The 20,238-nt window shown below is 56.6% G+C and carries 15 protein-coding genes and 2 pseudogenes; 7 read left to right on the forward strand and 10 right to left on the reverse strand.

The genetic code is table 11. From position 1 onward, the window contains the following. Positions 1 to 113 precede the first annotated feature (113 nt). The gene (locus tag ACOAP0_RS15165) at positions 114 to 1,280 is read left to right on the forward strand and encodes an MFS transporter (RefSeq protein WP_498377082.1); all 1,167 of its coding nucleotides are present in this window, start codon (positions 114 to 116) and stop codon (positions 1,278 to 1,280) included. On the opposite strand, the gene ACOAP0_RS15170 is transcribed toward ACOAP0_RS15165, so the two are convergent. Both ACOAP0_RS15170 and ACOAP0_RS15175 read right to left on the reverse strand, forming a co-directional pair. Next, the gene (locus tag ACOAP0_RS15170) at positions 1,281 to 3,026 is read right to left on the reverse strand and encodes an alpha-glucosidase (RefSeq protein WP_498377083.1); all 1,746 of its coding nucleotides are present in this window, start codon (positions 3,024 to 3,026) and stop codon (positions 1,281 to 1,283) included. Between the two features lie 6 nt (positions 3,027 to 3,032). After that, positions 3,033 to 3,935 carry a DMT family transporter gene (locus ACOAP0_RS15175; RefSeq protein WP_498377790.1) on the reverse strand — a complete coding sequence of 301 codons (903 nt, stop codon included), beginning with the start codon at positions 3,933 to 3,935 and terminating at the stop codon, positions 3,033 to 3,035. A gap of 109 nt (positions 3,936 to 4,044) precedes the next feature. Here ACOAP0_RS15175 and ACOAP0_RS15180 point away from each other — a divergent pair, with 109 nt between their 5' ends. Then, the gene (locus tag ACOAP0_RS15180; protein ID WP_498377084.1) at positions 4,045 to 5,040 is read left to right on the forward strand and encodes a quinone oxidoreductase family protein; all 996 of its coding nucleotides are present in this window, start codon (positions 4,045 to 4,047) and stop codon (positions 5,038 to 5,040) included. Between the two features lie 64 nt (positions 5,041 to 5,104). Here ACOAP0_RS15180 and ACOAP0_RS15185 read toward each other — a convergent pair whose 3' ends face one another. The 5 genes from ACOAP0_RS15185 to ACOAP0_RS15205 form a co-directional block, all read right to left on the reverse strand. Continuing rightward, positions 5,105 to 6,031 carry a hypothetical protein gene (locus ACOAP0_RS15185; protein WP_498377085.1) on the reverse strand — a complete coding sequence of 309 codons (927 nt, stop codon included), beginning with the start codon at positions 6,029 to 6,031 and terminating at the stop codon, positions 5,105 to 5,107. Between the two features lie 128 nt (positions 6,032 to 6,159). Continuing rightward, positions 6,160 to 7,818 carry a Na/Pi cotransporter family protein gene (locus ACOAP0_RS15190; RefSeq protein WP_498377086.1) on the reverse strand — a complete coding sequence of 553 codons (1,659 nt, stop codon included), beginning with the start codon at positions 7,816 to 7,818 and terminating at the stop codon, positions 6,160 to 6,162. 35 nt (positions 7,819 to 7,853) lie between these two features. Then, positions 7,854 to 8,378, reverse strand: a complete 525-nt coding sequence (gene lspA / locus ACOAP0_RS15195) for a signal peptidase II (protein WP_498377087.1) — start codon at positions 8,376 to 8,378, stop codon at positions 7,854 to 7,856. Next, on the reverse strand, positions 8,378 to 11,278 hold the full coding sequence (ileS, locus tag ACOAP0_RS15200; protein WP_498377088.1) for an isoleucine--tRNA ligase: 2,901 nt from the start codon (positions 11,276 to 11,278) through the stop codon (positions 8,378 to 8,380). The genes lspA and ileS overlap by 1 nt, the downstream gene beginning before the upstream one ends. A gap of 131 nt (positions 11,279 to 11,409) precedes the next feature. Beyond that, entirely contained in the window at positions 11,410 to 12,408 is a 999-nt protein-coding gene (locus ACOAP0_RS15205) for a bifunctional riboflavin kinase/FAD synthetase (RefSeq protein WP_498377089.1), read from the reverse strand. A 178-nt stretch (positions 12,409 to 12,586) separates the two neighbouring features. Here ACOAP0_RS15205 and ACOAP0_RS15210 point away from each other — a divergent pair, with 178 nt between their 5' ends. Continuing rightward, positions 12,587 to 13,117, forward strand: a complete 531-nt coding sequence (locus tag ACOAP0_RS15210; protein WP_498377090.1) for an HNH endonuclease — start codon at positions 12,587 to 12,589, stop codon at positions 13,115 to 13,117. Beyond that, complete coding sequence (locus ACOAP0_RS15215; protein WP_498377091.1) at positions 13,110 to 13,610, forward strand: HNH endonuclease; 501 nt, start codon at positions 13,110 to 13,112, stop codon at positions 13,608 to 13,610. The genes ACOAP0_RS15210 and ACOAP0_RS15215 overlap by 8 nt, the downstream gene beginning before the upstream one ends. A 437-nt stretch (positions 13,611 to 14,047) precedes the next feature. Here the strand turns inward: ACOAP0_RS15215 and ACOAP0_RS15220 are convergent. Together ACOAP0_RS15220 and ACOAP0_RS15225 are read right to left on the reverse strand one after the other, a co-directional pair. Next, positions 14,048 to 14,323, reverse strand: a pseudogene (locus ACOAP0_RS15220) (DUF1153 domain-containing protein). Between the two features lie 110 nt (positions 14,324 to 14,433). Then, positions 14,434 to 14,919 carry a hypothetical protein gene (locus ACOAP0_RS15225; protein WP_498377092.1) on the reverse strand — a complete coding sequence of 162 codons (486 nt, stop codon included), beginning with the start codon at positions 14,917 to 14,919 and terminating at the stop codon, positions 14,434 to 14,436. A 64-nt stretch (positions 14,920 to 14,983) separates the two neighbouring features. Between ACOAP0_RS15225 and ACOAP0_RS15230 the strand changes: the two genes are divergently transcribed. After that, complete coding sequence (locus ACOAP0_RS15230) at positions 14,984 to 15,331, forward strand: helix-turn-helix domain-containing protein (RefSeq protein ID WP_498377093.1); 348 nt, start codon at positions 14,984 to 14,986, stop codon at positions 15,329 to 15,331. Between the two features lie 464 nt (positions 15,332 to 15,795). Beyond that, positions 15,796 to 17,011, forward strand: a pseudogene (locus tag ACOAP0_RS15235) (IS3 family transposase). 495 nt (positions 17,012 to 17,506) lie between these two features. Here the strand turns inward: ACOAP0_RS15235 and ACOAP0_RS15240 are convergent. Then, complete coding sequence (locus ACOAP0_RS15240; RefSeq protein WP_498377094.1) at positions 17,507 to 17,809, reverse strand: H-NS histone family protein; 303 nt, start codon at positions 17,807 to 17,809, stop codon at positions 17,507 to 17,509. A gap of 1,241 nt (positions 17,810 to 19,050) precedes the next feature. On the opposite strand from ACOAP0_RS15240, the gene ACOAP0_RS15245 reads away from it, so the two are divergent. Beyond that, positions 19,051 to 20,235 (forward strand): TolC family protein, encoded by a 1,185-nt coding sequence (locus ACOAP0_RS15245; RefSeq protein ID WP_498377095.1) that lies wholly within the window; start codon positions 19,051 to 19,053, stop codon positions 20,233 to 20,235. The last annotated feature ends 3 nt before the right edge of the window (positions 20,236 to 20,238 follow it).

Here is a 20,238-nt window from a genome sequence, read left to right on the forward strand (position 1 = left end):
TCAGTCTAATGATTACGCTATGGCGATGGAAAACCTGTTTTCGCGAGCCTCAGTTATCTTGAACTCTGCGCAATTTTCTAAGAATTTCGCTATTTTCGTGTCGGAGGCTGCCCATGCACGCAGCTGAACATCACGGCACGCCCGCGCAAATCCGCCATGCCATCTGGGCGACGCGGGGGCTGTTTACCGTGCTGGGCGTCTTCAGCGCGGTATGGGGCGTGCACATTCCGTCCGTCAAGCGTCAGTACGACCTGGGCGAGGCGGCGCTTTCGCTGGTGCTGGTCGCAGCCGCGCTGGGGGCAATTGCAGCATTGTTCTTCGCGGGCCGAGTGATTGGCCGGCTGGGCGCGCGCAATGCTGCGGCGGCTTGTGCGGTGGTGATGGCTGCCATGTTGAGCATGGTGTTGCATTGGCCGGGGCTGCCGTGGGTGTTGGCGTCCATGCTGGTGTTTGGTGCTTCGCTCAGCGTGTACGACGTGGCCATCAATACCGAAGGCTCGGTGCTGGAGACAGCAGGTGGGCGGCCCATCATGGGCAGCTTGCATGGCATGTTCAGCGTGGGGGCCATGGGTGGTGCAGCGTTGGCGTCCGGCCTCTTGCGCGCCGGGGTTCCTGCCTTCTGGCAGTTGTCGGTGGTGGCGGTGTTGGTGGCGCTGTGTATTCTGGTGGGCTCGCGCTGGATGCTGCCCACACCGGCGCCCAGCGCCAAGCCCAAGGTGCATTTCACCTGGCCGCGTGGCGCCTTGCTCATCATGGGCTTGCTCACCTTTGCAGGCATGAGTGCCGAGGGTGTGATGTTTGACTGGTGCGTGCTCTACCTGCAGCAGGAAGTGCGCATGTCGCACGAGCTGGCGGCCTTGGGCTACTCCGCCTGTGCCGGGGCCATGGCAGTGATGCGCTTTGCCGCCGACCGGCTGCGGGCCCGTCACAGCGAGCAGCGGCTGCTGCAGGTGAGCGGCACCATCACTGCGGTGTCCATGGCGGTGGTGCTCATCGTCGGGCAGCCGTGGGTGGCCATCGTGGGCTGCGGGCTGGTGGGTGCGGGGCTGGCCATGATTGTTCCCATCCTCTACGGTGCAGCCAGCCGCGTGCCGGGCACCACGCCGGCTGCGGCGATTGCTGCAGTCTCGTCCATCGGCTATGCCGGTTTTATGGTCGGTCCGCCGCTGATTGGTGTGATCGCGCAGCACGCATCGCTGACCGCTGCCATGGCGGTGGTGGTGGTGGCTGCCACCATCCTCGCCCTCAGCGCCCGATATGTGCCGGAGAAGGCGGCTTGATCAGTGTGGGCGCAGCTTGACCAGTAGTGCCTCACAGGGGCGCAGGGTCGGACTCTGCAGCCGCTGCGCCAGTTCAGCGTTATCTGTCGGGTAGTTTCCCAGCAGCAGCTCTGCGGTTTCGAACTTCAACGCGCCATCCCACACCACAGTTTGTGGCTCGGCGCTGAAGTTGCACAGCACCAGCAGGCGGGCACTGTCGCTGTCTATCGTTCGCATGTAGGCCACAACATGGGGGTGCTCCGGCAGCAACATCTCTGTGCGGCCGTGCACCAGCAGAGGCTCCTGCTTGCGCAGGGCTATCAGCTGGCGGTAGTGGTGGAACACCGAGTCCGCATCGGCTACCGCTTGGGCTGCATTTATCTCCAGGTATCGCGGGTTTAGCGCGAGCCACGGGGTACCGGTGGTGAAGCCTGCGTTGGGGCTATCGCTCCACTGCATGGGGGTACGCGCGTTGTCCCGGCCCTTGGCCCAGATGGATTGCATCACCTGCTGAGGGTCCTGGCCGCGCTCGTGCACTGCCACGCGGTACATATTGCGGATCTCGATGTCCTGATAGTCCTCGATGCTTGGAAACTGCACATTCGTCATGCCCAGCTCTTCGCCCTGGTACACATAGGGCGTGCCCTGAAAGCCGTGCAAAAAAGTGGCCAGCATCTTTGCGCTCTGTACCCGGTAAGCACCGTCGTCCCCGAAGCGGGATACCGGGCGGGGCTGGTCGTGGTTGCACAAGTACAGGCTGTTCCAGCCATGTTCGGCCAGTGCATCCTGCCAGCGCATCATGCTGGCTTTGAGGTCGGGCAGATGCAGGGGCTTGAGGGCCCACTTGCCATTGGGTTGCCCGCTGATGCAATCCAGATCCATGTGCTCGAACTGGAACAGCATGTTGAGCGCACCTTCCTGCGCGTGGGTCAGCTCCACGCCCTGGCGGATGGTGGCCAGCGGTGCCTCGCCCACGGTGATGGTGTCGTAATGGTCCAGCACCTGCTCGCGCATTTCGCGCAGGAATTCACCCAGCTTGGGGCCGTTGCAGCTCAGGGCGAAACCCGGCTGCAAAAAGCCTTCGCGTACCACCGGCGCTTGCGGCAGGCTGCCATCGGCATTCCAGGGTTTGGAGATCATGTTGATCACGTCCATGCGGAAACCGTCCACCCCGCGGTCCAGCCAGAAGCGCATGAGGGCATACACCTCCCGGCGCAGCGCAGGGTTCTCCCAGTTCAGGTCCGGCTGTTTTTTGCTGAACATGTGCATGTAGTACTCGCCGGTGGGCTCGTTCCATTCCCACACGGAGCCGGTGAACGCGGCTTCCCAGTTGGTGGGGGGTGATCCGTCCGCCTGCGGCTCGCGCCAGATGTAGTAGTCGTGGTACGGGTTGTCGCGGCTTTTGCGCGCCTCGGTAAACCAGTGGTGCTCGTCCGAGCTGTGGTTGACCACCAGGTCCATCATGAGCTTGATGCCGCGTGCATGCATGGCCGCCAACATGGTGTCGAAATCGGCCAGCGTGCCGAACTCGGCCATGATGTTGCGGTAGTCCGAGATGTCGTAGCCGTTGTCGTCGTTGGGCGAGCTGTAGATGGGCGAGAGCCACACCACATCGACACCGAGCGTTTGCAAATGATCCAAGCGGGAGGTGATGCCAGGCAGGTCGCCAACGCCGTCGCCATTGCTGTCCGCGAACGAGCGGGGGTATATCTGGTAGACGGTGCTTTGCTTCCACCAGGGGGTACCGGTGCGTGTGAGGGCGTTCATGGATGCTTACTTGCGGGAAGAGAGAACAATGCCGGAGACGATGAGCACAAAGGCCAGCGCGTGGTACAGCTTGGGAGCTTCACCCAGGAAGATGGATGACAGGACTGCGGTGAACAAGGGCGTGAGGTTGATGAAGAACCCCGCTACCGCAGGGCCCGCCCGCGAGACGCCCGCCCCCCAGGTGCCATAGGCAATGACCGCGGGCCCCAATGCAATAAAGGCCAGTGCGGCGGCAAGCCCGAGGCTCCAGTCGATGTGTGCGGGAGTGAGCAGCCATTCACCGCTGGTAAACGCCAGAGACCAGCCCAGCCCGAAAACAATCTGCCCCATCAAGAAGGTGGACCAGTCGGAGCGGATTTCTTCGGACTCGGAGGTGGGGTGGGCCAACAACCAGCTGTAGGCGGCCCAGCCGATGGACGCCAACAGTACATACAAATCACCGGGCACAAGACGCAAATGAGTGATGACCTGCCAGTCCCCACGGCCCAGCACGAGCAGCACGCCTCCTATGGACAGCACCGCGCCCAACAGTTGTTTGCGCGACACCGGTGCCTTGAACAGCAGGCGGCCGATGAGCAGCATCCACACCGGTGTGCTGGCACCCACCAGCGTGACGTTGATGGCGGTGGAGGTGTTCAGCGCCAGATATAGCAGTGCGTTGTATCCACCGATGCTGAACAGGCTGAGCAGGGCAAACCGTTTCCATTGCGGCCACAACCCGCTGTTAGCGCGCAGCACGCGGCTGGCCAGGGGCAGCAAAATCAGGAAAGCAATGGCCCAGCGCAGCAGGTTGAGGGTCATGGGCGAAATCAGCGGCGCCACCATACGGCCTACCACTGCATTGCCGGACCACATCAGGGGAGGAATCACAAGCAGGAGGGCGGCGGTCGGGGTCAGGCGTTGAGTCATGGCCTGCACTGTAGCAAGGAGTTCAAAGCTGTCGCCGGCCTGCGGTTGTTGCCGATTTCTGGCACCATGTTGTGCGTTCATAACAACCACCATCGATGGAGACAAAACCATGAGTTCAGTGACATCCCGCGCCATTCACATCGCCCAGCATGGCGGCCCCGAACAGCTGCAGTTGGTGCAGGTCACTGTGGGCGAACCCGGCCCCGGTGAGGTGCGCATCCGCCATCATGCGGTGGGGCTGAACTTCATCGACGTGTACCAGCGCTCCGGCCTGTACCCCATGAATCTGCCGGTGCAGTTGGGTATGGAAGCAGCGGGCGTGATTGAAGCAGTGGGCGAGGGCGTGAGTCATCTCAAAGTGGGCGACCGCGCCGCCTACGCCAGCCAGCCGCCGGGCAGTTACTGCGAAGTACGGGTGATGCCCGCCAAGTGCGTGTGCAAGCTGCCTGACGGCATCAGCTTCGAGACCGGTGCCGCCATGATGCTCAAGGGCCTGACCGCTCAGTACCTGCTCAAGCGCACGCTGCCTCAAGGCGGCTTGCAGGCCGGCGACTTTGTGCTCTTCCATGCGGCCGCAGGTGGGGTGGGACTGATTGCCTGCCAGTGGGCCAAGGCGTTGGGCTTGCGCCTGATTGCGACTGCCGGTTCAGGAGAAAAATGTGCTCTGGCGCTCGCCAATGGTGCGGAGCATGCTATCAATTACAGAGCGGAGGACTTTGCGGCCCGCGTCAAGGAGATCACAGGCGGCAAAGGGGTGAAGGTGGTGTACGACTCGGTGGGCAAAGACACCTGGGACAAGTCGCTGGACTGTCTGGCCCCCTTCGGTTTGATGGCCAGCTTCGGCAATGCCTCCGGCCCCGTGGCCCCGTTCTCGCCCGGCATCCTCGGGCCCAAAGGTTCCATCTATGTGACACGCCAAACCCTGTTCACCCACATTGCCACCCGCGAAAGCACACAGGCCATGGCGGACGACCTGTTTGACGTTGTGCTCAGTGGAAAAGTCAAGATCCACATCGCCCAGCGCTATGCCCTGGAGGATGTGCAACAGGCCCACAAAGATCTGGAAGCCCGCCTGACGACGGGCTGCACTATTCTGACCCTGTAAAGCCAGATAGATAAAAAAAGGGCACACCGTGTGGTGTGCCCTTTTTTGTTGGGGTGTTGAACCGTCAGAACAAGAAGCCGGCGGAAAGCACCTGCTCGTTCATCCAGAGTTCCTGATCGGCAGTGCCCTTGTAGACCGGCACACCACGCAGCACACCATAGGCAATCTTGTTGGTCAGTTCGACGTACACGGATTTGTACACGCGGTAACGCAGGCCGACCTCTACACCTGCGGTCCAGCCGTTGATTTGCCACCAATCGTTTTTTTTGAAGCAGCAGACGTTTTCGTTCTTGGGGCCCACTTCATTGGCGTTGCCGAAGATCACGTTATCGGCATGGGGCAGCAAGATGCCGGCGCCCACACGGCTGATCAGCTGCAAGTCACCCGGCTTTTGCTCCGGGCCCCGCAGGCGGTGCAGCCAGACCGCGTTAATCATGATGTGGTTCAGGCCGTTGTGCAGTGCGTAGTTGAAGTTCTGCGGTGTGATGGCCAAAGTGGAAGGCGCGGCGGCATTGTTGATGGTGCCGTCTACCGCCACGGTCTGACCGTAGTCCACGTTGTATTTGCTGTGGTCGATGTTGAGTTCGACCGCAAATGTTTTTTCGGGGTTGAGGAATTTGCCGATCCGGATGTTTTCTTGCGGATTGGTGAAGTCCAGGTTGAACAGCGAGCTGATGGTGTCGCCGACGCTGGAAGGGAAGTCGCTGCCTTTGGCTTTGCGAATGGTGAAGTCATTGCCCAGCTCAGGTTGGGAAACCCGGATGTCCGATGGTGCGTACTGCTGGCGGCTGTAGCCCCAGGAGAAGTACCAGTTCTCATCATTGTTGATGGCTTTGTCGAACTTGGTGGTCACCGCGTTTGCAGCTGGTGTTGCCTCCGGGGCAGGCTGGGCATTCTGTGCTATGACTACACTTTGAGCCCAAGAGGCCGTACAAGGAGCCAGCGCCAACAGGGCGGCCAGAATCAGGGTTTTTCTAGTTGTGGTGGTCATAGGGGACTCGGGTGCGAGAGGTGCGCAACACCGGAAGAGCCGGTCACGCCAGTAGGAACCGATTTTAAGTCATCCCCCTGTCCCTCGAGGTTTCTTGATTTTGATCCGCCTCAAACCGGGCGGCTATTTCAGCGACCCGAAGTTTCCTGTGGCAAGCGCAAACGGTTGGGGGCCAGCTCACCCGCGGAATCCAGAATCGGGTAAGCGATAGAGCAGATATGCGAGTTGATGCGCTTGAGATCGCTGATCAAATCGAGATGCAGTGAGCTGGTTTCGATGCTCGGCAGCGTGTTGTCAGCCAGGCGGGCGATGTGGGTAGCAGCGTACTGGCGCTCCAGATCACGGAATTTGGTTTTTTCTTCCAGCAGACGGCGTGCGTCCCGCACATTGCCGTTCAGGAACACGCTCATGCCCAGGCGCAGGTTGTCCAGCAGACGGGCATGCAGTTCGCAAATCTCGGCCAAACCAGCTTCCGAGAACTGGCGGCCTTTGTTGATTTTTTTGTCTTCAATGTCCTGGATCACCCGCTCAATGATGTCGCCGATCTGCTCCATATTGATCGTGAAGCTGATGATGTCGGTCCAGCGCTTGGCTTCGTTCTCCCCCAGCGCCTCGCGGGAGATTTTGGTCAGGTAGTACTTGATGTCGCTATACAGCTCGTCCACCGTATCGTCCATCTTGCGCAGTTCCTGCGCCAGATTTACATCGCTTTCCTTCATGACCTTGATGCTGCCCATCAGCATGGCTTCCACCACATCGGCCTGGTGCATGGCTTCGCGCACAGCACACGAAATCGCCAGGCTGGGGGTGGCCAGTGCCGTGGGGTCGAGGTGGCGCTGTCGGCCGGCAACGGTGGTTTTGTCGGGCTTGGGCAACCAGTGCTCTACCCACCTGGCGACGACCTGGGTGAAGCTGATAAACGCAATGCCCACCCCGATGTTGAACGCGAGGTGAAAGCCCACCACCAAGGTGGCTGCATCGCTGATGTAGGGGCCGGCTACACGCATCCACACTCCGGGGAATAGCGACACCGCCAGCACGCCCAGCACCTTGAACACCAGGTTACCTAGCGGCACCTGGCGCGTCTCGATGTTGGCGTTCAGCGTGGTCAGAACGGCCAGCAGGCCGCTGCCCAAGTTGGCGCCCAGCACGAGCCCGAGGGCCACATCTACCGGTATCACCGCGGTACTGGCCAGTGTTGCAGTCAGCAGCACGATGGCCAGGCTGGAGTACGACACCACGGCCAAGGTGGCGCCTACCAGCAACTCCAGCAGCAGGTCACTGCTCAGACTGCCTAGCAGTGCCTTGACTGCAGGTGCCTGAGTGAGGACGGCGGTGGATTGGGTGACCAGCTTGAGTGCCAGCAACATCAGGCCCAGCCCGATCAATACGCGGCCCACCCGTCCGGGTGTGGTGGACTGTTTGGAAATGAACAGCACCACTCCCACAAAAATGAACAGGGGCGAAAGCCAGGACAGGTCGCGCGAAAACACGACGGCCATCAGGCTGGTGCCGATGTCGGCGCCCAGCATCACGGCGAGTGCCGCGGGTAATTTGATGAGACCCTGTCCTACAAACGAAGAGACGATCAGCGCCGTGGCAGTGCTGGACTGCACCACGGCAGTGACCCCGATGCCGGAGATGGCAGCGGCAAACCGGTTGCTGACGCTGCGGGACAGGATGGTGCGCAGATTGGCACCGAACACCCGGAGAATTCCCGTCCTTACCTGCTGAGTCCCCCACACCAACAACGCTATCGCGGCAAACAGATTCAGCAGGTGGGTCACGCAGGGTCCTTAAAGCAATTCGCGGTGAATTCGGATCAGGTTTTTCTGACCCGCAGCAGTTCGTCCAGTATCAGGCACATGGCGCCCACTGAAATTGCACAGTCAGCCACATTGAAGGCCGGAAAGTGCATGCCATTCCAGTGAAAGTCCAGAAAGTCCACCACATAGCCGTGGATCAAGCGGTCTATCACGTTGCCGACGGCTCCGCCCAAAATGCAGGCCATGGCAAAGCTGAACAGCTTTTGTCCCGCATGTGAACGCAACAGCCAGATGATGACCACGGCCGCCACAAAGCCCAATGCCGTGAAAAACCAGCGTTGCCAGCCGCCCGCCGAAGCGAGGAACGAGAACGCGGCGCCGGTGTTGTGGACCCGCACGACATTGAAGAAGCTGGTGACATAGGTGCTGTCACCCAGATGGTAGTAACCCACGATCAGCGTTTTGGTGAACTGGTCCGCCAGAAGCAAGATAAAGGCCAGGCCCAGCCACTGCAGCATGCCGCCGCTGTTGCCGGAACCTTTGCTGAAGGTCTTGCCGAAACCTTTATTGTTGCGGGCCATTACGCGAACTTCCGGGCTTCACCTGAGCCATACAAATTGCTGGTGCAACGTCCGCACAAGGTGGGGTGTGCGGCATCTGCTCCAACGTCAGCGCGGTAGTGCCAGCAGCGCTCGCATTTCACATTGTTGGAGGCTGTAACGCTGATGGATTGTGCGCCACCAGCTACCAAAGTGATAGCGCTGGTAATGAACACAAACTTCAAGTCCTCACCCAAGCTGCTCAGCAAGGCGAACTCTTCTGCCGGTACCGTGAGCGTCACCTCGGCTTGCAGGGAGGCGCCCACTTGGCCGGCCGCGCGCAGGGTCTCGATGTCTTTGTTGACCGCCTCACGTACCGCACGGATGCGGGTCCACTTGGCCAGCAAGGCTTCGTCCGGCTCAGCAAAGGCGGAGTAGCCGTCCAGGAATATGGAGAGCTTGGTCGCTTCGGGCGTTTTGCCTTCAGCGCCCAATACCGCCCAGGCTTCTTCAGCGGTGAAGCTGAGGAAGGGCGCCATCCAGCGCAGCATGGCCTGGGTGATCTGCCACAGCGCGGTTTGCGCGGAGCGGCGGGCTTTGGAGTTGGCGGCGGTGGTGTACAAGCGGTCCTTGAGTACGTCCAGGTAGAACGCGCCCAGGTCTTCACTGCAATACACCTGCAGCTTGCTCACCACGGGATGGAACTCGTAGACCTTGAAGTGCGCCAGGATGTCGGCTTGCAATTGCGCGGCACGGGCCAGCGCATAGCGGTCGATCTCCAACAATTGGTCGACGGGCACCGCGTCTTTGACCGGGTCAAAGTCGGAGACGTTGGCCAGCAAGAACTTGAGCGTGTTGCGCACCCGGCGGTAGGTATCCACCACGCGGGCCAGGATCTTGTCGTCAATGTTCAGGTCACCGGAGTAGTCGGTGCTGGCCACCCACAGGCGCACAATTTCCGCGCCCATCTTGCTCGTGATGGTTTGCGGCTCGACGGTGTTGCCCAAGCTTTTGCTCATCTTGCGGCCCTGGCCGTCGGTGGCAAAGCCGTGGGTCAGCAGGCCGCGATACGGTGCGCGGTCGTAGAGTGCGCAGCCCAACAGCAGCGAGCTGTGGAACCAGCCGCGGTGCTGGTCATGGCCTTCGAGGTACAGGTCGGCCTCGGGGCCTTCTGCGTGGAAGGGGGGCACCGCGTAGGCATCCTTGTGGCTGCCGCGCAGTACGTGCTGGAAGGTGGAGCCGGAGTCGAACCAAACTTCCAAAATGTCGGTGCTCTTGGTGTAGCTGGGTGCGTCGGCCGCGCCTAGGATGTCTTCCACCGACACGCGGCTCCAGGCCTCGATGCCGCCTTGTTCGACGATGTCAGCCGCTTGGTCCAGGATCTCCATGGTGCGGGGGTGCAGCTCGCCACTGTCTTTGTGCAGGAAGAAGGGCACAGGCACGCCCCAGCTGCGCTGGCGGCTGATGCACCAGTCCGGGCGGTTGGCGATCATGTCCCGCAAACGGCTGCGACCGTTTTCGGGGTAGAAGCTGGTCTGTTCAATGGCATCCAGCGCCAGTTGGCGCAAGGTCTTGGGCGCTTTGTCTTTGGTGAATACACCCTCACCGGCATCCATGCGGATGAACCACTGGGCGGCCGCGCGGTAGATCACCGGCGTTTTGTGGCGCCAGCAGTGCGGGTAGCTGTGGGTGATGCCCACGGTGGCCATCAGGCGGCCGTGTTCGCGCAAAGTGTCGATGACGTTCGCGCAAGCCTTCCAGATGTGCTGGCCGCCGAACAGGGGCAGCTCGGCGTCGTACACGCCGTTGCCCAGCACGGGGTTCAAGATCTGGTCGTATTTCAGGCCATTGGCAATGCAGCTGTTGAAGTCGTCTACACCGTAGGCGGGCGAGGAGTGCACGATGCCGGTGCCGTCACCGTCGCTCACATAGTCAGCCAGGTACAGCGGGGAAAGGCGTTTGTAGCTGTATTCGTTCCCGGCCACGTTCACGTCTGCGGGCAGGTCGTACAGCGGGTGGCGGAACACCTGGCCGCGCAGGGCTTCGCCCTTGGCGGTGGCCAGCACGGTGCCGGTCAGGCCGAAACGCTCCAGGCACTTCTCTACCAGGCTGGCGCCCAGCAGCAGCACGCCCTTGGGCGTGTCCACCAGCGCGTACTCCAGCTCGGGGTGGGCGTTGAGCGCCTGGTTGGCAGGGATGGTCCAGGCGGTGGTGGTCCAGATGACGGCGAATGCTTGCTTGCCGGCAGGCAAAGCGTTCAGTCCGAAGGCTTTTGCCAAGCCGGCCGCGTCGTTGGACTCGAAGGCCACGTCCAGCGTGTCACTCTTCTTGTCCGCGTATTCGATCTCGAACTCGGCCAAGCTGGAGCCGCAGTCAAAGCACCAGTACACGGGCTTCAGGCCACGGTACACAAAGCCCCGCTCGATCACGCGCTTGAAGGCGCGGATCTGACCGGCCTCGTTAGCAGGGTTCATGGTTTTGTAGGGGCGTTCCCAGTCACCCAACACCCCCAGGCGCTTGAAGTCTTCTCGCTGCTGGTCGATCTGCTCGGTGGCGTAGGCGCGGCTCTTGGCCTGCATGTCGTCGCGGCTCAGGTTGCGGCCGTGCAGCTTTTCGATGGCGTTCTCGATGGGCAGGCCATGGCAGTCCCAACCGGGGATGTATTGCGCGTCAAAGCCAGCGAGCTGCTTGCTCTTGACAATCATGTCCTTGAGCACCTTGTTCAGCGCGTGGCCGATGTGCAGCTTGCCGTTGGCATAGGGTGGGCCGTCGTGCAACACGAACAGGGGCTGGCCGGCGCGGGCGTCGCGCAGCTTTTTGTACAAACCTTCTTCGTTCCAGGTTTTGACCCAGGCCGGCTCGCGCTTGGGCAGGTCGCCGCGCATGGGGAAGGCGCTATCGGGCAGATTCAGGGTGCTACGGTAATCAACGGGTTCAGTCATGGCCAACTCTCGGTTTGGAGGCTTTGTGCAAGCAATTCGGGGAGGCGGCTACCGTCGCACGGGCGAAGGCAGCCTGGAGGGGCAGGTGACGCGGGGCAAAGTGCGTCGGGTGGCCGCGAGGGCCGGCCCCGTCAAATTCGGGTGCCGCCGGGAAGGCTGATGTGCGCTGCGAGCCAGGCGCGCGCGTCATCGCGGTCCTTTTGGATACCCTGCGTCAGGGCGTCCAGACCGTCGTATTTCAATTCGTCGTGCAGTTTGTGCAGCAGTTCCACGCGGATGATTTTACCGTAGGCCCCCTCAGTGCCCAGTTCTTCCGGCCAGTCCAGGCAATGGGTCTCCAGGAGCACGCGGCCGCGGTTCACATCGTTGGGGTCCAGCGAGGGGCGCACACCCAGGTTGGCAACTCCTTGCAAGGGTTTGGCGGCCAGACCGTGCACCAGCACCACAAAAATGCCGCTGGCGGCAGGCTTCCAGTGGGCAAAGCGCAAATTCAGGGTCTTGAACCCCAGGGTGCGGCCCAGCTTGCGCCCGTGCACCACATGACCCGAAATGCAATAGGGCCTGCCCAGCAGGCGGGCCGCGTCCTGCATGCGCCCCTGGCCGAGCGCCTCGCGCACCGCGGAGCTGGAGACGCGCAGGCCATGCACCTCATAACTGTTCATGCGGGCCACGTCAAAACCAAGGGCCTCGCCCGCCGCGTCGAGCAGTGCGTAATCGCCAGCGCGGGCCTTGCCGAAGCGGAAGTCGTCGCCGACGAGCACGTAGCGGGCGCCTAGGCCGTCCTGCAGCACTTGCTGGATGAAGTCTTGCGGACTCTGGTTGGCCAGCCGGGCGTCGAAAGGCAGCACGATAGTCTGGTCCACACCGGCCTTGGCAAGGTCGTCCAGCTTGTCGCGCAGGGTGCCTACGCGGGCGGGGGCCAGCTCGGGTTTTTGGTGGAGTTTGGCGAAATAGTCGCGCGGGTGGGGCTCGAAGGTCAGCACACAGCTGGGCACGCCGCGTTGCTGCGCCTCGCTCTTGAGCAGGGCCAACATGGCCTGGTGGCCCCGGTGCACACCATCGAAGTTGCCAATCGTCACCGCGCACGCCTCGGCCACGCCGGGGTGCTTGAAACCGCGAAAAACCTTCATGGAGTTGTTATCTTTTTGATAGCAGGCCGCGCACATCGCATCAGCGCCTGAAGCCAATTTGTCATGGAAACACGGTATATTGTGACCTAGCAGGGCCCGGACGGCTTGTCCGGTGCGCACTTGCAGACCTTTGCAGACTTGTGTTGGTGGTTGTTTGAACCGTTGATGGAGGCGTTGCGTGAAAGTCTTGAAGTTGTCGGCCCAAGGGCTGCCCCAGTCCTGGATATCGCTGGAACAGGCGGTGATTCATTACGCCGCAGACGAGGTGCGCTGGGAAGCCGGCGGTGAGGTGGCGGTGTTTCACGGCGGCCATAACGCGGTCACCGGGCAGCAGTCTGTCATCCGGGTCAACAGCATCATCGGCACCCGTGGTGTGCCCCGCATCAATCCCTTTAACCTTCGCCCCGGCCTGACCAATGCCAAATTGTTCATCCGCGATCGCAATGTGTGCGCCTACTGCGGCGGGCACTTCCATGAAAACGACCTGACGCGCGAGCACATCATTCCTTTTGCCCAGAACGGTATCGACAACTGGATGAACGTGGTCACCGCTTGCCGTCTATCCCTACCAAACGGATTACTAGTTCTAGTCGTCCCAACTGTTTTTCCGGCTGATTTCAGTTGTTTGCGTAGAAATAGACGTAGTAATCGTTACCAGTTTTCATTACTAGTTCGTCGGCACCGCAGGTGTAACGCTTGTTATGTCTAGCATTAACCAATTGTTTTTGGCTATTGATAGTGCCGGCTTCCCTGCTCGTTGGCTGGATTGGCAGGAAGCGGTTACTTGCGACGTATTGGGCAAGGTTGCCTATGGATTCGGCGATCATGAGTTCACATTTGTTGGTGGAACAAATCGGGACTCTGGTTTGGATTCAAAAGTCACTTTGAAGAGCATCCTTGTGTTGCATGGAGTGAGCAAAGTCGCAATGCGTAGGACTACGATTCCACTGACAAATTGCTCACTTTTTCGGCGCGACAGAAACATGTGTGCCTACTGTGGTGCGGTTCATTTAAGAGGGTTAACGCGTGACCACATCGTTCCCTTGTCAAAGGGCGGCGGCAATCACTGGCTCAACGTATGTGCGTGTTGCGCTGTTTGCAATTTGCGAAAGGGATCTCAATCGCTCAGTGAATTGGGTTGGCAGTTGCTTTACTTGCCCTATGCACCAAATCATCAGGAGGGATTGCTACTTGAAAATTGAAAAATCTTGTATGACCAAATGGAATTTTTAAGATCAATGCTTCCCAAGCATTCGCGACTGACCGAATAACGTTTTTGCGAGTTGCGCTGGGTCTTGACGTTCCTGAGAAATTGAGTTGCAAATGATCCCAGAATCGAGTCTTTTTCAGAGATTACAGGGCGTAGAGAATCGATTTTCTGAATAGCGACTCAGTCGTTTACTTCTGGAGGCGGGAGCAGGGCAGGGGGCGATCCGATCTGCCACGGGCACAGCTTCTCAGATGCAATCTTCTTCCTCTGGCGCAGCATTTCCAGCTGTACGAACGTGTATGTCGCCAAGTCTCTGTGGGCGCATGAAACTAAGAACGGACGACTCAAACCATTGCTGGCCTACGAGACGTTTGAGCACGAGGTTCTGCATTTTGCAGTCAAACCCGCCAGCATTGAATTTAGCTTTTTCTAGACACGCAGCGCCAACATGCCTTCGCCGTAGGCATCCTGCAAATTTTAGAACTGACGCTCATACTGCGCTTTGATTTCCTGCGGTTTTGTGCTCAAGGCGTTTTCCATGCCGCGTTAGGCTTCGTCCACCCATTCTTCAATTTCGGAGGGAGCATTATCAAGTCTGCGGCTTGCCTCTGCAACCGTAGACTTGCCTTTAATAATTTTCCTGTTTAGGGCAGCGTTGCGTTTGGTCGTCCAGCTTTTGATGTCTTCTTCCATCTTCGTGCTCATCTGTGTTTCCCTTCAAAGATAACACCTGAGCAAAAAATCACTGGGTCAATACACCGAGATGGAAAGAGACGGAGAAATATTTTTCCCGAATTCTTGATGTTGCCGATCAATCAAGAAGCCCGAGCTTCTTTATTGGGCGACCCTGACAAGTCAAACTTTAACTTGGCTCCAATCAACTTCGCTTTGAACGGGAGGCCATCAAAGCAATCGTACTTACTTCCATCGGCAGTTTCGAGGACTTCGACAGGGAACTCCTTGCCAGCAACGCGTTTGTGTCCGGAAACTACCTGTTTGATTCGCTCCATTTTCCAACTGTCAGTGCCATTCATGTAACTCGGTGTGACGATATGTGCTGCTTTCACGCTCAATGTGCTTTGTTTGCCCATCTCCAGCAGATCTTTAATACTTCGAAAGTCAAACAACAAAAAAGTTCTTTCGCAAGCGACTTGCAGCGCATCAATTTCTTCATATTCACGAAGCTGCAGCAAATACCAAGTTTGCTGCAAAGAAAGCTCACCACTGAGCCAAGAAGTTTCCCCCGAACCAAAAAAGAGTGATGAGATTGGGGAGCGAAATTTTTCTAGTGTGAGGAGCATAAGAGGAAAAATGAACACTATAGATTGTAGCCCTATAGTGTACATAGCTTACTAATTCAGGTGCATGAAACACGCACCAATAACTCATAACAACCTAGCAAAGTCACTGAGAACAATCAGGAAGTCGAAGGGAATCAGCCAAGAAGATTTCGGGCTTATATCCAGCAGGACTTATGTGAGCTCTCTGGAAAGAAAATTGAAATCTCCAACGCTAAGCAAAGTCGACGAATTGGCGGCAGTTCTTGGTGTCCATCCATTGACCTTGCTCGCTGGAGCCTATCTTCAGGCATTCGAGGCAACCTCTGTTAGTGAGCTTTTGGGGATCGTTGCTCGCGAAGCAAAAGAGATCAATCGAGTTGATCTGGTGAAGCCGACTGCCAGAAAGCCGGAAGGTGTCTTGATAGATAAATAGGTCCGCAGCGATTGTCACGATAGTACACACCGTGATGATTGGGAATCAAATAGAGAAGTGAATTAGCTTAAACCCGCTTGTACTGGACTGATCGCCACAAGTTTGTGATGGATACGTTGTGCCGCCAAGAACTTTTGCCGTTCATGGATGGCTTACGACCCCCAGTCAGCACCGCCCGAGCGAACTCTGCTGCAGTGAACTGGTTGCCCTGGTCGGTGGTGAAGATCTTCTGCAATTCTTAGTGCGCGAAGGCTTGCACCATGATTTCCATGGCGTGGCAGGCTTCCATCGTAATTACGAATTGGTGTGCCAGAACCATGTGGCTATGACTGGCTCGAATGTAAGAGTGACCAGGTCTTCGAGTCCACTCCGCATTGTTGGTACAAGGTGAGTTAGCCCTCTGAATCACCGTGCCGTCGGTATTCCTTAAACTAAGAAACAGGAATACGACCATAGATATGACTATGTCTTCAGCAACGCCCACTCGGGTGGAAATGGTGACCAGCGTTCAGCGCCGAAGGCGTTGGACCCCAGGGCAAAAGCTTGAAATCGTCAAACAGACCAACGAACCTGGCAGTTCTGTCTCGATGGTGGCCCTGCAATTCGGCATCACTTCAGCGCAACTCTTTCAATGGCGAAAGGCCTAACTGCAAGGCTCACTGGTGGCGATTAGCGCCAACGAAACCGTGGTGCCAGCATTTGAACTGCAAGTGGCTATGCGCCGCATCAAACAACTCGAAGGCGCGCTGGGCCGCAAGACTTTGGACATCGAGATTCTCAAGGAGGCTGTGGACTTTGCCAAAGCAAAAAAGTGGATTGCGCGCTCGCCAGTATTGCCCGGGGGCGAGCAGTGAGGGCCGTCTGCGTTGCCCTTAGCGTGTATCGTAGCCATGTGTTGGCCAGGCGAGATCGCCCATCCAAGTGGATCGACTTGAGAAAGTCTCCACCGCGCAGCGAGGACGTCGTCATCAAGCAAGCCATTGCCAACGTGGCCAATCACCGCGCCACCTACGGCTACCGCCGTGTTTGGGCACGCTTGCGGCTGGAAGGGCATGACTTGGTCAACCACAAGCGGGTTTACCGGGTGATGCGTGACGAAGGTTGGCTTCTGTACCGCCATGGATATAAGCCCGTCGACACAAGAAAGCACGACGGCACAGTGACCGTCAAGGACAGTGATGTGCGCTGGTGTTCGGACGGCCTGGAGCTTTCGTGTGACAACGGTGAGAAAGTCCGACTAGCGTTTGCGCTGGACTGCTGCGACAGGGAAGTCATGAGCTGGGTGGCCACCACCAAAGGCATAGATGCGGCCTTGGTGGGCGATTTGACGATGCAGGCAGTGGAGAGCAGGTTTGGCCCGGATGGCAAGCCGCTCAATCTCATTGAATGGCTCACGGAAACAGCAGCTGCTACATGGCGGCTGAGACCAGGAGCTTTGCCAAGCAATTGGGGCTCAAGCCTGTCACCACGCCCGTGACCAGCCCTCAAAGTAACGGCATGGCCGAGAGCTTCGTGAAAACGTTGAAGTGGGACTACGCCAAACTGGCCAATCGCCCAGACTCTCATACGGTGATGGCACAGCTGCCCAAATGGTTCGATGACTACAACTCGTACCACCCACACAGCGCGTTAGGCTACGTGCCACCCAAGCTGTTCAGGGAGAAACGAGCGGTAAATTAAACATACCGGCGGTACTGGGTTACGGGGTCAAGACCAGCCCTCGCGGCATGGGCCCGAAATCCATCCGTTGGAAAAGAAATAATGGATCGCGTGATGAGCGACTCACACCTTCTTGAAATAAAAGGCATATCAATGCCAATGCGCTGCAAGTCGTTTTTCTGCAAAATTCGACCGACCTAGACTAGGTGGAGCCACTGAATCGGAGTGGGTTGCTTTGAAATGGAAGCGCAATTCATGCACCCTTGAAAAGACCAAACCGATCACCGCAATCGATTTGAGTCGAAAAATTAGTCAAATCTAGCCAAAGTTCAACCCTTAGATCCCTGGTACCGCTAGTGGCTTAGTTAAGTCAAGCGTCAAAGCTGAAACAGAAATCCAGGATCGAGATTGGCCCAGAGACCACTCAGTCAAGTCAAATGAATTTGGCAATGTATTCGACGAATGCGGACTTTGGATGAATGCAAAGGCGTTGACCTAGTTAGCTTAGAAGGCTGTTTAAGGCTTGATGGCGTAGTCCGCTTTGTCTTTACCAGCGAGCCATTTCGGTGCAAGTCCCCGTCCACTCCATGTACGTCCGGTCAACGGATCGCGGTACTTTGCAGCGACCTTGGTCGAAGTCTTCGGTACAGCCTTCTGACCGCGACTACTGGATCCAAAAACATCTTCAGCTGTCAGCTTGTATTGGCTAACAAGTGCCTTTACATCTTCAATTGCCTTTGCAAATTCTTTTTCACGAATTTCTGCAATTTGAGCCTCCAGGGTTTCTTTTTGAGCAATGAGATCGAGAAGTTTTGACATAAGTAAGTTAACTCAATTTAAGCGTTGATGTTGATCCGGAAGGACTAAAAATTATATCAAGATATAGTCCAAGTCTGAATGTACTTTTTGGATTTTACAATTTGTAACGTCGACATAACTGATGCGAAATCTCTGTGACTATGAAGAGAGACGACGCTAGGTTAAATCAAAAAAATTAGCGTTATTTAAAAAAAGACACGTTTTTGCTTCATGACCTAGAAAAGATTCATTGAATTGGTCTCATCTTCAGTTTGTGTGAGGTGCGATTAGATCACCTGTGCCAGATTAGGTATTCATAAGCACATAAATGCTTCAGTATTCAAAGACCCGAAAGATGTCTTATTAGTATAAATGAGGATGCTGGGTAAAACGTCATCTCATTAGTATCGCTTTCGAAACCTATCGGTTTCCATAGCGGCTACGTGGAGTAGAGAAGATCTTCATCCTGCTCTCGTTGTATTAGAGGGGCTCATGATTCACTGAATGAGCTGCTGATTTGCGTCGATTTTTCGCTGAATAGGTGAAGGAATTAACGTCCATTTCCCTTCTCAACCAGTGAATTGGGAGGGCTGCAGGCAATCAGGAGAAGCTAAAGAAAGATCACAGCGTGAAATTTGTACCCGTTGGAACAATCTTGGGTTCATTTCGTACTCCCATCAAGGATATTAAAACAAATTGCCTTGAATCAAATTCTGCCAAAAGGTAAGCACAAAATCATTGCCGTTAAATCAAGACTCCAGTCGGTTGCCATTAAAGATAAATATTTGAAAACAAAGACTAGGCGGTAATGAATTTCATTGTTAACAATCTGATTGGTTTGCTTATCGCAGGTTTGGTTGCCTTTCTAGCTGTATCGCCGAACAGAGATGCCTTAGCTCGGTGTGAACTTCGTTCCGCGGTGGATAGAGAGCAATCCGGGAGGATGTTGTTGACTTTGTACCTCTGGGAGCAATTGCGAAGTTCACTTGGGGATTAAGGTGGCAGACTGGGTTCATCCCAACTAAAAGAATCAACTGAAGCGATTCGAGGCTTGGGTGAATAAATCAAATAAACGGCAGTGATGTGTACTTCAGTGTGACACACAGAACATAAAAATATACGTTTGGCAAGTTGTGAATAAATCAAGTTCTACCAAGCAGGTCAGTCTATTTTTTTCAGCATGCGTGGTTGTTGCGTTAACTCAGGCTTGTTTTGCTCAATCTGGGCTCCCTACAGCTGAGGTAGGAGGAGACTTTAAGCGCATGTTGATAGAAGCGATGTCGAGGAATCCGTCCATTCAAGCTGCAAAGGGGCAGGTGCGGGCGGCAAATTTCGACAAAGAAGGCGCTCGGTGGCAATACTTTCCGACTCCGTCGATTGGTGTCGAACAAAGTTCAAGCGAAAGCAAGCTCGCCAATAATTTAACTTCGTTTGCAAGACTTCAGCAGCCTATTTGGACTGGTGGGAAGCTGGATGCTCAATTGGATAGAACAACTGCGCAGGAATTAGTCAGTTTATCGGCATTAGATGAGCAGAGGTTAAATCTTGTACTTAATTGGATAGGCTTGTGGGGTGAAGTCCAAGGGGCTGAATGGAGAATTTCGGCTTATCGTGAAAGTGAGAGGCAGCATCTTGAATATGTTCAGAAGGTCACTCGGAGGGCGAATGAGGGGCAATCTGCAGCTAGTGATGTTCAGCTATCCCAATTCCGGCTTAGTTCTGTTCAAGCTGATTTAACCCAAGCAATGTCACAAAAGCAGATTGCTCTGAGCAAATTGAAAAGGATTTGGGGCGATACCTGGCCAGATAACGTGAATATTGAAGGTCCAGATGTTCAGAGTAGAGTAGTTGAATGGACTCCAGTCAGTCCTCAGGAGTGGATCGAGGCAGTTTATAAAAGCCACCCTTCGATTAGGAAGGCTCATGCAACGGAGCAGCTATTAGCCGCGGATCTCAAGGTTGCAAAATCGAAAGCTTATCCCGACATTTATCTCCGGGCGGAGATAACGGATGGCAACATATCGGGAACCAACAGACTCATGTACCTGGGAATGAGTTCAAGCTTGGGGGCCGGATTATCCACATTTTCGGGTATCTCTGCCGCGCAAACTAAATTGGATACTGCAAAAGATGAGTTAGAAATACTCAAGCGAAGCTTGGCTGACCAGATTCAGTTGGATATCGAAGCAGTTGCCATGCAGTCGCGCCGGATCGAATCAATTGAGAGTTCATTGATCGAATCAGAAAAGTACCTAGAGTCCTCTGAGCGTCAGTTTGCAAGTGGGCGTAAGAACTGGCAGGAACTAATGAATACTGCCAGAGAGAGATCCTCGACGCTTGTTCAACTTGCAGATTCTAAGACGCAAGTATGGATTGCCATGCAGCGATTGACAGTTCAGTCTCGTGGAGTAGACGCTTATTTAGGCGTACTTAAGGCTCGCGAATAACAA

It is taken from the genome of Curvibacter sp. Hmag1.1 (assembly GCF_059769165.1).

Excerpts from the sequence above, each read along its gene's own strand:
- lspA (WP_498377087.1), bottom strand. The coding sequence starts at position 8,378 with ATGGCCCGCAACAATAAAGGTTTCGGCAAGACCTTCAGCAAAGGTTCC.
- ACOAP0_RS15170 (WP_498377083.1), bottom strand. The coding sequence starts at position 3,026 with ATGAACGCCCTCACACGCACCGGTACCCCCTGGTGGAAGCAAAGCACC.
- ACOAP0_RS15185 (WP_498377085.1), bottom strand. The coding sequence starts at position 6,031 with ATGACCACCACAACTAGAAAAACCCTGATTCTGGCCGCCCTGTTGGCG.
- ACOAP0_RS15215 (WP_498377091.1), top strand. The coding sequence starts at position 13,110 with ATGTCTAGCATTAACCAATTGTTTTTGGCTATTGATAGTGCCGGCTTC.
- ACOAP0_RS15230 (WP_498377093.1), top strand. The coding sequence starts at position 14,984 with ATGAAACACGCACCAATAACTCATAACAACCTAGCAAAGTCACTGAGA.
- ACOAP0_RS15180 (WP_498377084.1), top strand. The coding sequence starts at position 4,045 with ATGAGTTCAGTGACATCCCGCGCCATTCACATCGCCCAGCATGGCGGC.
- ACOAP0_RS15175 (WP_498377790.1), bottom strand. The coding sequence starts at position 3,935 with ATGACTCAACGCCTGACCCCGACCGCCGCCCTCCTGCTTGTGATTCCT.
- ACOAP0_RS15225 (WP_498377092.1), bottom strand. The coding sequence starts at position 14,919 with ATGCTCCTCACACTAGAAAAATTTCGCTCCCCAATCTCATCACTCTTT.
- ACOAP0_RS15240 (WP_498377094.1), bottom strand. The coding sequence starts at position 17,809 with ATGTCAAAACTTCTCGATCTCATTGCTCAAAAAGAAACCCTGGAGGCT.
- ACOAP0_RS15205 (WP_498377089.1), bottom strand. The coding sequence starts at position 12,408 with ATGAAGGTTTTTCGCGGTTTCAAGCACCCCGGCGTGGCCGAGGCGTGC.
- ACOAP0_RS15165 (WP_498377082.1), top strand. The coding sequence starts at position 114 with ATGCACGCAGCTGAACATCACGGCACGCCCGCGCAAATCCGCCATGCC.
- ACOAP0_RS15245 (WP_498377095.1), top strand. The coding sequence starts at position 19,051 with ATGTTGATAGAAGCGATGTCGAGGAATCCGTCCATTCAAGCTGCAAAG.
- ileS (WP_498377088.1), bottom strand. The coding sequence starts at position 11,278 with ATGACTGAACCCGTTGATTACCGTAGCACCCTGAATCTGCCCGATAGC.